Origin of the sequence: Streptomyces sp. NPDC058619, assembly GCF_042717785.1 — a bacterium.
GTDB lineage: Bacteria > Actinomycetota > Actinomycetes > Streptomycetales > Streptomycetaceae > Streptomyces.
Map to the genome: position 1 here is coordinate 191731 of NZ_JBHXQN010000006.1, position 12770 is coordinate 204500.

Annotated in this window: 10 protein-coding genes and 3 pseudogenes; 5 read left to right on the forward strand and 8 right to left on the reverse strand. The window is 72.4% G+C overall.

From position 1 onward, the window contains the following. Positions 1–73 precede the first annotated feature (73 nt). Positions 74–1498, forward strand: a complete 1425-nt coding sequence (locus ACFWTC_RS09055; protein ID WP_384030133.1) for a cytosine permease — start codon at positions 74–76, stop codon at positions 1496–1498. An 86-nt stretch (positions 1499–1584) separates the two neighbouring features. Here the strand turns inward: ACFWTC_RS09055 and ACFWTC_RS09060 are convergent, their stop codons facing one another. The 4 genes and pseudogenes from ACFWTC_RS09060 to ACFWTC_RS09075 all read right to left on the reverse strand — a co-directional run. Continuing rightward, positions 1585–2670, reverse strand: coding sequence for a branched-chain amino acid aminotransferase (locus tag ACFWTC_RS09060; RefSeq protein WP_383921072.1), 1086 nt, complete (start codon positions 2668–2670; stop codon positions 1585–1587). Between the two features lie 228 nt (positions 2671–2898). After that, the gene (locus tag ACFWTC_RS09065; RefSeq protein ID WP_383921069.1) at positions 2899–3939 is read right to left on the reverse strand and encodes a 3-isopropylmalate dehydrogenase; all 1041 of its coding nucleotides are present in this window, start codon (positions 3937–3939) and stop codon (positions 2899–2901) included. Between the two features lie 121 nt (positions 3940–4060). Then, positions 4061–4192: a hypothetical protein gene (locus ACFWTC_RS09070; RefSeq protein ID WP_383921067.1), complete on the reverse strand. Its 132-nt coding sequence runs from the start codon at positions 4190–4192 to the stop codon at positions 4061–4063. Between the two features lie 260 nt (positions 4193–4452). Continuing rightward, positions 4453–5045, reverse strand: a pseudogene (locus ACFWTC_RS09075) (LysR substrate-binding domain-containing protein); the annotation flags it as partial. A gap of 218 nt (positions 5046–5263) precedes the next feature. Between ACFWTC_RS09075 and ACFWTC_RS09080 the strand changes: the two are divergent. Both ACFWTC_RS09080 and ACFWTC_RS09085 read left to right on the forward strand, forming a co-directional pair. Next, positions 5264–5677, forward strand: a pseudogene (locus tag ACFWTC_RS09080) (zinc-binding dehydrogenase); the annotation flags it as partial. 118 nt (positions 5678–5795) lie between these two features. Continuing rightward, positions 5796–6829, forward strand: a pseudogene (locus ACFWTC_RS09085) (alkaline phosphatase family protein). Between the two features lie 6 nt (positions 6830–6835). Here the strand turns inward: ACFWTC_RS09085 and ACFWTC_RS09090 are convergent. Continuing rightward, positions 6836–7375 carry a GNAT family N-acetyltransferase gene (locus ACFWTC_RS09090; protein WP_383921064.1) on the reverse strand — a complete coding sequence of 180 codons (540 nt, stop codon included), beginning with the start codon at positions 7373–7375 and terminating at the stop codon, positions 6836–6838. Beyond that, on the reverse strand, positions 7375–7707 hold the full coding sequence (locus tag ACFWTC_RS09095) for a hypothetical protein (protein ID WP_383921061.1): 333 nt from the start codon (positions 7705–7707) through the stop codon (positions 7375–7377). Before ACFWTC_RS09095 ends, ACFWTC_RS09090 begins: the two co-directional genes overlap by 1 nt. A gap of 109 nt (positions 7708–7816) precedes the next feature. Here ACFWTC_RS09095 and ACFWTC_RS09100 point away from each other — a divergent pair, with 109 nt between their 5' ends. Further along, complete coding sequence (locus tag ACFWTC_RS09100; protein WP_383921058.1) at positions 7817–8518, forward strand: nitroreductase family protein; 702 nt, start codon at positions 7817–7819, stop codon at positions 8516–8518. 94 nt (positions 8519–8612) lie between these two features. Here the strand turns inward: ACFWTC_RS09100 and pruA are convergent, their stop codons facing one another. Further along, positions 8613–10253, reverse strand: a complete 1641-nt coding sequence (gene pruA, locus ACFWTC_RS09105; protein WP_383921056.1) for an L-glutamate gamma-semialdehyde dehydrogenase — start codon at positions 10251–10253, stop codon at positions 8613–8615. Positions 10254–10284: 31 nt separating this feature from the next. Continuing rightward, positions 10285–11211: a proline dehydrogenase family protein gene (locus ACFWTC_RS09110; protein WP_383921053.1), complete on the reverse strand. Its 927-nt coding sequence runs from the start codon at positions 11209–11211 to the stop codon at positions 10285–10287. A gap of 184 nt (positions 11212–11395) precedes the next feature. On the opposite strand from ACFWTC_RS09110, the gene ACFWTC_RS09115 reads away from it, so the two are divergent. After that, positions 11396–12649 carry a PucR family transcriptional regulator gene (locus tag ACFWTC_RS09115; RefSeq protein WP_384028941.1) on the forward strand — a complete coding sequence of 418 codons (1254 nt, stop codon included), beginning with the start codon at positions 11396–11398 and terminating at the stop codon, positions 12647–12649. Positions 12650–12770: the final 121 nt, after the last annotated feature.

The window sequence follows — 12770 nt, forward strand, 5'->3', positions numbered from 1 at the left end:
CAAGCGTGTGCGTCACATTGAGTGTCGCTCAAACACTGTGCGACCACCCCCCGCCCTGCCAAGGGAGTCCCCCATGCCCATCGAACAGCGCGGAGTCGACACCATCCCCGAGGAGGAGCGGACGAGCGGTCCCCGTGACCTGATGTCGATCCTGCTCGGCTCCAACCTCTGCCTCGGTGTGATCGTCTTCGGCTGGCTGCCCCCGTCCTTCGGACTGGGCCTGTGGCCCTCGGTCACCGCCATCGTGACCGGCACCCTCGTCGGCATCGCCTTCACCGCGCCGCTCGCGCTCGTCTCCCTGCGCACCGGCACCAACCTCTCCACCTCCAGCGGCGCCCAGTTCGGCGTCCGCGGCCGCCTCGTCGGCTCGGTGGTCGGCCTGCTGCTCTCGCTCGGCTACACCGCCCTGACCCTGTGGATCGGCGGCGACGTGATGGCCGGCGTGCTCTCCCGGCTCACAGGGCTCCCGGACACCGGGGTCACGCGGGCCGCGATGTACGGCGTACTGGCCGTGTGCACCGTCGTCGGTGCCGTCTTCGGCTACCGGCTGCTCCTGCGCATGAGCAAGGTACTGTCCGTCGGCATGCTGGTGCTGCTCGCGGTCGGCGTGCTCGCCTACTCCGGCGACTTCACCGCCGCCGCCCCGCCGGACACCCCGTACCTCCTCGGCTCGTTCTGGCCGACCTGGCTGCTCGCCACCGTCGCCGCCGGCCTCAGCGGCCCCGTCGCGTTCATCACGCTGCTCGGCGACTACACCCGCTACGTCTCCCCCCGCCGGCACGGCTCCCGCACGGTGCTCGGGGCCACCGCCCTCGGCCTCCTCGTCGGCCTGCTGGTCCCCCAGCTGTTCGGCACCTTCACCGCCCTCGCCGCCCGGGCGGGCGCCGAGTACGCCGGTCCCCTCGTGGCCGCCGCACCCTCCTGGTACCTGCTCCCGCTGCTCGCCGCGGCCGCGGGCGGTTCGGTGGGCAACGCCGGGCTGATGCTCTACTCCATGGGCCTCGACCTCGACGCGATCGTCCCCCGGGTCACGCGCACCACGGCCACCCTGGCCGCCGCGGCCGTCGCCACCGCCTTCGTCTTCGCCGGCTCCTTCGGGTGGAACGCGCAGGCCGCGATGACCTCCTTCGTCCTGCTGCTGACCGCGATCGGCACCCCCTGGGCCGTGATCACCCTGATCGGTTACGCGCGCTGCCGCGGCCAGTACGACGCCGAGGCCCTCCAGGTCTTCAACCGCCGCTCGGTCGGCGGGGTCTACTGGTACCGCGGTGGCTGGAACCCGCGCGCCACCGCCTCCTGGGCGATCGGCGCCGGGGTCGGCCTGCTCTCCGTGACCACCCCCTTCTACGAGGGCCCGCTGCTGGCCCTGACCGGCGGGGTGGACTGCTCCTTCGTCCTGTCCGGCCTGGCCGGCGGCATCGCGTACGCCGCCCTGACCGCCGGCGCCTCCCCGGCCCCGGCCCCCGCCGGGGACCCGGCGGTGCGGACGGCGGCCTGAGTCCCGCCCGTACGACGAAGGCCCGCGCCACCGGAGCTTCTCCGGGGGCGCGGGCCTTCGTACGCGGGCCTTCGTACGCGGACGGTCTAGCCGAGCGGGTGCATCCAGCCGTGCGCGTCGGCGGCGTGGCCGGTCTGGAGTTCCAGCAGCGCCTTGCGCAGGCGCATGGTGACCCGGCCGGGCTCGCCGTCGCCCTGGGTCCAGTCGGCGCGCTCGGACTTGACCGAGCCGACCGGGGTGATGACGGCGGCGGTGCCGCAGGCGAACACCTCGGTGAGGGTGCCGTTCTCGTTGTCGCGCTTCCAGTCCTCGGTGGTGATCCGGCCCTCTTCGGCGGTGTAGCCGAGGTCGCGGGCGATGGTGAGGAGGGAGTCACGGGTGATGCCCGGGAGGAGCGAGCCGGTGAGCTCGGGGGTGACGATGCGGTCGCCGTACACGAAGTACAGGTTCATCCCGCCCATCTCCTCGATCCAGCGGTGCTCGACGGCGTCGAGCCAGACCACCTGGTCGCAGCCGTGCGAGGCGGCCTGGGCCTGGGCGACGAGGGACGCCGCGTAGTTGCCGCCGGTCTTTGCGGCGCCGGTGCCGCCCTTGACGGCGCGCACGTAGTCCTCGGAGAGCCACACGGAGACGGGCTTGACGCCGCCCGGGAAGTAGGCGCCGGCGGGAGAGGCGATGACGATGAAGAGGAACTCGTTGGCCGGGCGGACGCCCAGGCCGACCTCGGACGCGAACATGAAGGGCCGCAGGTACAGCGAGGCCTCGCCGGAGTCCGGAACCCACGCGCGGTCCTGCTTGATCAGGGCGTCGCACGCCGAGATGAACAGGTCGACGGGCAGTTCCGGCATGGCCATGCGGCGGGCGGAGGCCTGAAAGCGCTCGGCGTTGGCCTCGGGGCGGAAGGTGGCCACGGTGCCGTCGGGCTGGCGGTAGGCCTTCAGGCCCTCGAAGATCGTCTGCGCGTAGTGCAGGGTCATGTTCGCCGGGTCGATCGACAGCGGAGCGTACGGGACCAGCTCGGCGTCGTGCCAGCCGCGGCCCTCGGTCCACTTGATCGTCACCATGTTGTCGGTGAAGTGGCGGCCGAATCCGGGGCTGGCCAGGATCGCCTCGCGCTCCGCGTCGGACAGCGGGTTCGAGGAGGGCTTGAGCTCGATCGTGGGCGTCGTCATGAGTGCTTGTCCTTCACCGTTGTGTATGGCGGACCGCGCTCATGCGTACTAGGACGTCCGAGCTTCCCCGTATTCAGCGGCCTCGCGTTCGATTATCGCGCGCGCGGGGACTCCGGTGAAACGGGGGGATTGCGGCCCAGGGGAGATGGTGACACCCGGGGCCGCACAGGAAAAGCCGCCGGGGCGTCGATCGCGACCCGGCGGCTTCCTGGAGGTGGAGCGGCCGGGTCAGCCGGCTACGCGAGCGGCGAGGGCGTCGCCGATGGCGTCGGTGGAGCGGAAGGTCCCGTCGCGCTCCGCGAGGTCGGCGGAGACGGCGTCCTCGATGCGGGCGGCCTGGGCCTCGTAGCCCAGGTGGCGCAGCAGGAGGGCGACGGAGAGGATCGTCGCGGTGGGGTCGGCCTTGCCGGTGCCCGCGATGTCCGGGGCCGAGCCGTGGACGGGCTCGAACATGGACGGGAAGGCGCCGGTCGGGTTGACGTTCCCGGATGCGGCCAGGCCGATCCCGCCGGTCACGGCGGCGGCCAGGTCGGTGAGGATGTCGCCGAAGAGGTTGTCCGTGACGATGACGTCGAAGCGCTCGGGCTGGGTGACGAAGAAGATCGTCGCGGCGTCGACGTGCAGGTAGTCGGTGGTGACCTCGGGGTACTCCCGGCCGACGGTGTCGAAGATGTTCTTCCACAGGTGGCCCGCGTACACGAGGACGTTGTTCTTGTGGACCAGCGTCAGCTTCTTGCGGGGGCGGGCGTTCGCCCGCTCGTACGCGTCGCGGACGACGCGCTCGACGCCGTACGCGGTGTTGATGCTGACCTCGGTGGCCACCTCGGCGGGGGTGCCGGTGCGCAGGGAGCCGCCGTTGCCGGTGTACGGACCCTCGGTGCCCTCGCGGACCACGACGAAGTCGATCTCCGGACGGCCGGCGAGCGGGGAGGCCGTGTTCGGGAACAGTTTCGACGGGCGCAGGTTGATGAAGTGGTCGAACGCGAAGCGGAGCTTCAGCAGCAGACCGCGCTCCAGCACGCCGGACGGGACCGAGGGGTCGCCGATGGCGCCCAGCAGGATCGCGTCGTGGTGCTTGAGGGCCTCCAGCTCCGCGTCCGGGAGGGTTTCACCGGTGCGGTGCCAGCGCTGGGCCCCGAGATCGTATTGCTTGGTCTCCAGCTTCACATCCTGGGGCAGGACCGCGGTAAGGACCTTGAGTCCCTGAGCCACGACTTCCTGGCCGATGCCATCACCGGGGATCACTGCGAGATTGATGCTGGTCGACATGGCGAAACCGTACTCCGTGTCCCAGCCCTCAGACATCTTGCGTCCACCATGTGGACCATCGTGAACGCAACATGTCCGGGGCGACGGTGGGCGAAGGCCTGCTCAGCGGCCCTGTACTGGCTCAGTGGCCGGTCGAGCCGCCGTTGTCCCGGCGGTCCAGCGCGCGCTGGAGGGCGGCGGCGGCGTTCTTGCGGTCGGAGTCCGCCGTGGAGGAGTGGCGGACACGGCGGACGGCAGCGGAGGTGGGGGTCATGGTGATCGACTCCTTGAGATCACGGCGTGGCGGGGCCACGGATGAGGGGTTCCTTCAAGGCGCCGGAAGAGGCGGGGAGCGGTGCGCCGCAGGGGTTGCCTGCCGGGGGCGCGCGCTCGCGACCGCCATTCGCCGGATCGGCGAGACGTTCGGCTCCTACAAAGCTAGGCCAGGTCCGGCTGTATGTCTCCGCACTTACTCGGACTTCCTACTATCTGAGACGCCGGACCCGGCCGCGGACCCCCCGCCGGAGGTCCGTTTCAGCCCTTCCCCGAACGGAGTTCCCTGATCAGAGCACCGACCGTGCGGGAAGCAGCCGATTCCGGTGTGGTGACGTACCCCACCTTCCTCACCGGGCGCGGGGGGCCCAGACCGGTGATCTCCACGCCCGGGACGGGCTCCCGCAGGGACAGTTCCGGGAGGATCGCCATGCCCAGCCGCGGCCGACCATCGTCAGCACCATCCCGTCGTCCTCGGCCTTGACGGTGGCCCGCGGGATCCAGTCCTGGGCCTTCCACTACGCGCGGGTGGCGGAGCCGCAGTTCTCGTCCCAGTCCAGGAGGGGCAGCGCTCTCGGGTCCGGGTGTCCCGCCGGGTGGACCAGGGCGTACGCCTCCTCCACGAGCACCCCGCCCAGCGGTCGGGGCGGCAGTTCCCGGGATCCGTCCAGGGTGGCGATGCCCAGGTCGGCGCGGCCGGCGGCGACCTCCCCGGCGACGCCGGCGCCGAGTTCGCGCACCGGCCGTACCTCGGGGCGGATGCCGGGGTGCCGGGCGGCGAGCCGCTCCAGGGCGGGCGGCAGCAGGTGCAGGGCCGCGCTGCGGAACGCCGCGATGCGCAGGACCCCCTCGACGGCGTGGGCGGTGCGGCTTCATGAGCGCAACCCCCTGCCCGGCCGGGGGATTCCTTCCTAGCGTCGGGGCCATGACCACGCGCACCGCTCACGCCGTCCACCAGTCCGCCCGCCCCGCCGGCTTCCCCGCCGCCGACTTCACCCGCGTCTCCTTCCCGGTCCCGGAGCCCGCGCCCGGCACCGCGCTGGTGGAGAACCTGCTGCTCCCGGTGGACCCCTACCACGACGGCCCGGTCGGCGAGCAGCTCGCACGGGCCGCCCCGGACGGCATCGACGTGTACGTGGACAACGTGGGCGGCGGCCACCTGGAGGGCGCGATCGACGCGCTGCGCGAGTACGGGCGCAGCGCCTGGGTCGGCGCCGTCTCCATGTACAACGGCGACCGGTCCCCCGCGGCGCCCCGCAACCTCTTCGAGGTCGTACACAAGTCGCTCCGCCTGGAAGGGGTATTGGTTCGCAATCACACCAATCTGCAGGACGAGCTGGAGGAGTTCCTCGTACCCCACCTGCGGAGCGGCCGGATCGGCACCGACACCACCGTTGTCCAGGGCTTCGAGCACACGGTGGAGGCGTTCAGGGGCATGCTCAGGGGCGGCAATCTGGGCAAGGTGCTGGTCCGTCCGGACGGCTGAATCCGACCACCCCGATGTTCACCGACTTCTTACCGCACGCCTGTAGACCTTTGGCGCGGCTCCCGCCACTCTTGCGGGCAATGTGCCGCCGGGGCACACGAGTTGGAGGCGAGAGGCCGTGACACCGATCAGCCGCAGAGGGTTCGTGGGTATCGGCGCCGGACTGGTGGCGGGGGCGGCGCTGCCCGGCGCGGCGCCCGCCTCGGCGGCGGCCGCCGCCGCGAGCGGCACCATCACCGACGTGAGGCACGTGGTGATCCTGATGCAGGAGAACCGCAGCTTCGACCACTACTTCGGCAGGCTCCGGGGCGTCCGGGGCTTCGGCGACCGCGCGGCCGGCAACATACCCGGCGGGTGGGGCACCTTCAACCAGCCCGACTGGGGCGGCCGCCGGTACCCGTGGAAGCTGTCCGCCACCCCGCCGGCGGGCGGGGTCGACGGCGAGACCCTCGCCCAGTGCAACGGCGACCTCCCGCACAGCTGGACCTCGCAGCACGCCGCCTGGAACAAGGGCCGGATGGACCGCCCGTCGCGCCGCCCGGCACGCCCGGCGAGTACCTGGACGGCGTCCCGATCGGGCTCGGCTTCCGCGTGCCGGTGATCGTGATGTCCCTGTGGACGCGCGGCGGGTGGGTCAGCTCGGAGGTCTTCGACCACACCTCGGTGCTGCGGTTCATGGAGCGGTGGACGGCCGCCCTCGGCACGCCCGCCTCCTGTCCGAACATCAGCGCGTGGCGCCGCCGGGTGACCGGCGACCTGACCGGCGTGTTCGACTTCGCGCACCCTGTCTTCGGCGTCCCGGCGGGCCTCCCGTCCACGGCGAAGGTGATCGGCCAGTCCACCTGCGCCCCGCTCCCGAACCCGGTGCCGCAGGACAACGCCCTGCCCGCGCAGGAGCCGGGCACCCGCCCGGCGCGGGCGCTCGCCTCCGGCGCGCCGGTCACCTTCACGATCCGCTCCAACGCCTACCGCACGGACGGCCCGTGGACCTACGCGGTCCCGGCGAACTCCTCCCGCGAGGACCACTTCAACGCGGTGGCGTACCAGAACGGCTGGTACGACTTCACGGTCCTGGCCGACTCCGACGGCACCTGGTCGCGCCGCTACACGGGCCACATCGAGACCGGCGCCCCGAGCGTCTCGGGGTCGTAGCGGCGGCTACAGCACGTCCCCGTTGCGCCAGTCGAAGTCGAGCCGCCCGGCGGGGTCCGGCAGGGCCCCGCCGGGCGGCGCCCACACGTAGGTGGACCCCTCCTCCCCGGCGAGCCGCTCCGGCCCGCCGGGGCCGAGGACCCCGAGCTGCCCGCCCCACACGCTCCAGCCGCGCCCGGCGTACAGTCCGGCCCCGTCCTCGGACGCCGACAGCGCCCCGAGCACGTAGGCCCGCCCGATGACCCGCTCCAGCCCGTCCATGACCAGGGCGCCGAGCCCCTGGCGGCGCCGGTCGGCCCGTACGGCGACTGCCTCCACGTACCCGGTCCGCAGCGCCCGCCCGCGGTGCACGGCCCGCCGCTGGACGACGCTCCCGTGCGCTACGAGCCGCCCGTCCGGGTCCCGCACCAGGACGTGCACGCCGCCGAGCGCGTGCTCGAAGTCCTCCTCGGCGAAGTCCCCTTCGAAGGCCTCGGCGAGCAGGGCCCGGACCTCTCGGAGCTCCGGAGCCGTCAGCTCGGACGTGTGCGCGGTCCGTGTGACCATCACCCCTCCAGCCAGTCGGTGTACCAGGTGCGGAAGTCCGGGCTCGTGGGCACGAGCCCGCCCCGGTCCGGGTCGAGCCACCAGACCTCTCCCGCGTACGGGCCGTTCAGGATCAGCCTGCTGTACATGCCGCAGCCCTGCTCCAGAGGGTGAGCGTGCCGCGGGTCCGCTCCTCGGCCCCGGAGCCGGATGCCGTGCTCCTGCTCGAAGGCGCGGATCCGGGCCTCCGGGAGCGGCGGATTCAGTTCGTACCGCTGTCCCTCGGACCAGTGGGTCCGCGCCGCCTTCTCCCGCAGCCGCGCCCGTACGGCCTCCGCGTCCCAGTCGCCCATCCCGCGACCGTACCAAGGACCGCATTGCGGACGCCGCGTGCTTTCCACCGGCCGGATTCGGCCGACGCGGCTCTGGCGGTCTGGACCATTGCCTCGACAGACTCGCCCCATGTCGCCCGATACCCAGCAGTGGACCCCGATCCACGGCCAGCCGTACCGCTCCGCCCCCTACCGGCCCGCGCGGATGCCGGGCGCGGAATCCCTCGCGCGGGCCGCCGAGTTGCGCGCGCGGATGGACGAGCGGCGCACCGTACGCCACTTCTCCCCGGACCCGGTGCCCGACCAGGTCGTGCGGGACGCCGTCGCCTGCGCCGCGACCGCCCCGTCCGGCGCCCACCAGCAGCCGTGGACCTTCGTCCTGGTCAAGGACCCGGCCGTACGGCAGCAGATCCGCGCCGCCGCCGAGCAGGAGGAGGTGCTCTCGTACGACGGCCGGCTCGGCGACGAGTGGCTCGCGGCCCTGCGCCCCCTGGGCACGGACGCCGTGAAGACCCACCTCACCGACGCCCCGGCCCTGATCGTGGTCTTCCAGCAGCGCTACTGGCTGGGCCCGGACGGCACGAAGCGCAAGCACTACTACGTCGACGAGTCGGTCGGCATCGCGGTCGGCATGCTGCTGTCCGCCCTCCACCTGTCGGGACTGGCCGCGCTGGTCCACACGCCCAGCCCGATGCGCTTCCTCAGCCACGTCCTGGACCGCCCCGAGAACGAGAAGGCCTTCGCCGTGATCCCGGTCGGCTATCCGGCGCCCGACTGCGAGGTCCCGGACCTGGTCCGCAAGTCCCTGGACCAGGTCATCGTGGAGGTGTGACCCCCTCCCCCGCGGGCGCCGCCCGGACATGGGACCGCCCCCGCTCCGGACTTGGGGGTACCGGAGCGGGGGCGGGGTTCAGGGGGCCGGGAGATCAGCCCATGTGGGGGTACGGGTAGTCGGTCGGCGCGACCAGGGTCTCCTTGATGGAGCGCGTCGACGTCCAGCGCTGCAGGTTCGTCGCCGCGCCCGCCTTGTCGTTCGTGCCCGAGGCGCGGCCGCCGCCGAAGGGCTGCTGGCCGACGACGGCGCCGGTCGACTTGTCGTTGATGTAGAAGTTGCCCGCCGCGAAGCGGAGCTTCTCCATCGCGTCCGCCGCCGCGTAGCGGTCGGCGGCGATGATCGAGCCGGTCAGGGCGTACGCCGAGACGGACTCCATCTGGGCCAGCATGGCCTCGTACCCCTCGGTGGACGCGTCGTCGTAGACGTGCACGGCCAGGATCGGGCCGAAGTACTCGGTCGTGAATACCTCGCTCGAAGGGTCCGTGCAGGCGATGACGGTCGGGCGGACGAAGTAGCCCTCCGAGTCGTCGTACGTGCCGCCCGCGACGATCTCGCAGGTCGGGTCCGCGGCCGCGCGGTCGATCGCGGCCTTGTTCTTCGCGAAGGAGCGCTCGTCGATGACGGCGCCGATGAAGTTGGTCAGGTCGCGGACGTCGCCCATGGCGATGCCGTTCACCTCGGCCGCGAACGACTCCTTGAAGCCGTCGTTCCAGATCGAGGCCGGAACGTAGGCGCGCGAGGACGCCGAACACTTCTGGCCCTGGAACTCGAAGGAGCCGCGGGTCAGGGCGGTCTTCAGGGTGGCGCGGTCCGCGGACGGGTGCGCGACGACGAAGTCCTTGCCGCCGGTCTCGCCGACCAGGCGCGGGTAGGACTTGTACTTCTCGATGTTGTTGCCGACCGTCTTCCACAGGTGCTGGAAGGTCTTGGTCGAGCCGGTGAAGTGGATGCCGGCCAGCTCGGGGTGGTTCAGGGCCACCTCGGAGACCGCGATGCCGTCGCCCGTGACCAGGTTGATGACGCCCTTCGGCAGACCGGCCTCCTCCAGCAGCTCCATGAGGAGGACCGCGGAGTGGGTCTGCGTCGGGGACGGCTTCCACACCACCACGTTGCCCATGAGGGCGGGGGCGGTCGGCAGGTTGCCGGCGATGGCCGTGAAGTTGAACGGCGTGATCGCGTACACGAAGCCCTCGAGCGGGCGGTGGTCGCTGCGGTTCCACACGCCGGCGGAGTTCGCGACCGGCTGCTCGGCCAGGATCTGGCGGGCGAAGTGGACGTTGAAGCGCCAGAAGTCGACGAGCTCGCACGGGGTGTCGATCTCGGCCTGCTGCGCCGTCTTCGACTGGCCCAGCATGGTCGAGGCGGCCAGCTTCTCGCGCCACGGGCCGGAGAGCAGCTCGGCGGCGCGCAGGATGATCGCGGCGCGGTCGTCGAAGGACATCGCGCGCCACGCCGGGGCGGCGGCGAGGGCGGCGTCGACGGCCTCCTGCGCGTCGGCCTCGGTGGCGTGGGCGAAGGTGCCGATGACGGACTTGTGGTCGTGCGGCTGGACCACGTCGAAGCGCTCGCCGCCACCCATCCGCTTGACACCGTTGATCGTCATCGGGAGGTCGATGGGGTTCTCGGACAGCTGCTTGAGCTGCTCTTCGAGCCGCGCGCGCTCCGGGGTGCCGGGGGCGTACGAGTGGACCGGCTCGTTGACCGGCGCGGGGACCTGGGTCACAGCATCCATGGGGCTGGTAACTCCTTGACCTAGTTCTTGGCTAGTTCTTGGTGATCATCGAGCGGAGGAAGAAGAGCAGGTTGGCCGGCTTCTCCGCCAGGCGGCGCATGAAGTAGCCGTACCAGTCGGTCCCGTACGCGGTGTACACGCGCATCCGGTGTCCCTCGGCGGCGAGCCGCAGGTGCTCCTCGCCGCGGATGCCGTACAGCATCTGGAACTCGTACTCGTCGAGCTTGCGCCCGGCCTGCCGTGCCAGCTCCTGGGCGATCGCGATCAGCCGCGGGTCGTGGGACCCGATCATCGGGTAGCCCTCGCCCTCCATGAGGATCCTCATGATGCGGACGTACGCCTTGTCGATCTCGGCCTTGTCCAGGTACGCGACCTCGGCGGGCTCCCTGTAGGCACCCTTCACGATGCGGACGCGGCTGCCGGCGGCGGCCAGGCGGCGGGCGTCGGCCTCCGTGCGGAACAGGTACGCCTGGATCACGCAGCCGGTCTGCGGGAAGTCGCGGCGCAGCTCCTCGTGGACGGCGAACATCGAGTCGAGGGTGGTGTGGTCCTCGGCGTCCAGGGTCACGGTGGTGCCGATGGCGGCAGCCGCCTCGACGACCGGGCGGACGTTGGCGAGGGCGAGCTCGTGGCCGCCTTCCAGCGCCTGGCCGAACATCGACAGCTTCACCGACATCTCGACCGTCTCGCCGAGGCCGAGCTCCGCGAGGCGCTCGATCAGCAGGAGGTAGGCGTCGCGGGCCGCGTGCGACTGCGCCACCTCGGTGATGTCCTCGCCCACCACGTCGAGGGTGACCTCGAGGCCGTTGCGGGTGAGCTCCTCGACGATCGGGATGACCTGGTCGACCGTCTCGCCGGGGATGAACCGGTTCACCACGGGCTTGGTCACCGGGGCGGCGGAGACGATGCGGCGCATCTTGTCGCTGCGCGAGGCGGCGAGGATCACGGGACCCAGCACGGGGGCACCTCCATCGGGTGGCAGAAGAAGAACGCGAGCGGGAGCGCCGGCGAAACCACAAGTAGAACCACCGTGAAACCTAAGGATCGCTTTGATCCTCTGCCATCGACAGCTGTCACGCATCCGTGTCCCGGATCTCATACAGATGTCTGAGAAGCCGGTCCGCAGGTGGGAGAATGGCCGGGTGAAGGGCGATTACCAGGACCTGGTGGACGAGATCTCGGCGCTGCTCGGCGCCCCGGCGACGCTGGAGAACCGGGACTTCCGCCTCATCGCCTTCGGCGCGCACGACAGCGACGACGACCTCGCGATGGACCCCGTACGGACCCGCTCGATCCTGACGCGGCAGTCCACAGCCACCGTGCGCTCCTGGTTCGAGGGCTTCGGCATCGCCCGCGCCACCGGTCCCGTACGGATTCCGGCGGCGCCCGACGCGGGGGTGTTCCGGGGGCGGATCTGCCTGCCGGTGCGGTACCGGGGCATCGTGCAGGGCTACGTGTGGCTCCTCGACCGGGAGCCCGGCCCCGGGCCGGAGGCCCTCGCCGCGGCCATGGAGGTGGCGGAGCGGGTCGGGACCCTGCTCGCCGAGGAGGCGAAGGCGGGGGCCGACCTGTCGCGGGAGTTCCTGGCGGTGCTCACCGCCGGACGGGGGTGGCAGCGGGACATGGCGGTGGCGGCGCTGCGGGCGGCTCTGGGGCCGGGCGGGGACGGGCTCCACGCGGCGGTGTGCGTGACGCCGTGGACCGGGGAGGCTCCGGGGACGGTACCGGGCGCGGCGGCGGTGTGCGTGGTCCCGCGGGCGCCGGCGGCCGAGGGCGGCGGGCCGGAGGGCGGCCGGGCGCTGGCGGTGCTGGTCCGGCTCCGCTCGACGGACGCCCTGGCCCCCGCGCTCACGGCGGTGGCCCGCCTGCTGCCCCGCGCCCCGGGGGACGGCACGGGCGGCACGGGCGGCTCGGGCGGCCCCGCTGTCGCGCCCGGCCCGAACGGCGCGGGCACCGGCTCCGGCCCGGCCGCGCCGTACGTCGTGACCGCCGGCGTGGGCGACCCCGTACGCACCCTCGCGGACCTCCAAGGCGCATGGGACCAGGCCCTGGCCGCGGCGCGGGCGGCCGCCGCCCAGCCGCGGCTCGGACCGGTCGCCCGGTGGTCGGAGATCGGCCCGTACAGGCTGCTGGCGGCGCTCGCCCCGGGCCCGGTGGACGACCCGTCGACACGCGCCCTGCTGGGCCCGGCCCACCGCGAACTCGCGCGCACGGCCGAGGTGTTCCTGGACTGCGCCGGGCAGGTGGGACGCGCGGCGGCGGCCCTGGGCATCCACCGGCAGACGCTGTACTACCGCCTGTCCCGGGTGGAGCAGCTGACCGGCCTCGACCTGGACGAGGGCGAGGACCGCCTGCTGCTGCACATGGCCCTCAAGGCGTCCCACCTGCACGGCTGACCGTGGCACCGACCGGCACCGGCGGGCCGCCGCGGCCCGCGGACCGGAGCCGTCCCCCTAGGGACGCTCCCCGATGCCCGTGGGGAGCCCGCTCCCCTGGCGTCGCGAGTGGCGCCGGCCG

Coding starts and splice junctions, on each gene's coding strand:
- ACFWTC_RS09055 (WP_384030133.1), top strand. CDS start 74: ATGCCCATCGAACAGCGCGGAGTCGACACCATCCCCGAGGAGGAGCGG.
- ACFWTC_RS09060 (WP_383921072.1), bottom strand. CDS start 2,670: ATGACGACGCCCACGATCGAGCTCAAGCCCTCCTCGAACCCGCTGTCC.
- ACFWTC_RS09065 (WP_383921069.1), bottom strand. CDS start 3,939: ATGTCGACCAGCATCAATCTCGCAGTGATCCCCGGTGATGGCATCGGC.
- ACFWTC_RS09070 (WP_383921067.1), bottom strand. CDS start 4,192: ATGACCCCCACCTCCGCTGCCGTCCGCCGTGTCCGCCACTCCTCCACG.
- ACFWTC_RS09090 (WP_383921064.1), bottom strand. CDS start 7,375: ATGGTCACACGGACCGCGCACACGTCCGAGCTGACGGCTCCGGAGCTC.
- ACFWTC_RS09095 (WP_383921061.1), bottom strand. CDS start 7,707: ATGGGCGACTGGGACGCGGAGGCCGTACGGGCGCGGCTGCGGGAGAAG.
- ACFWTC_RS09100 (WP_383921058.1), top strand. CDS start 7,817: ATGTCGCCCGATACCCAGCAGTGGACCCCGATCCACGGCCAGCCGTAC.
- pruA (WP_383921056.1), bottom strand. CDS start 10,253: ATGGATGCTGTGACCCAGGTCCCCGCGCCGGTCAACGAGCCGGTCCAC.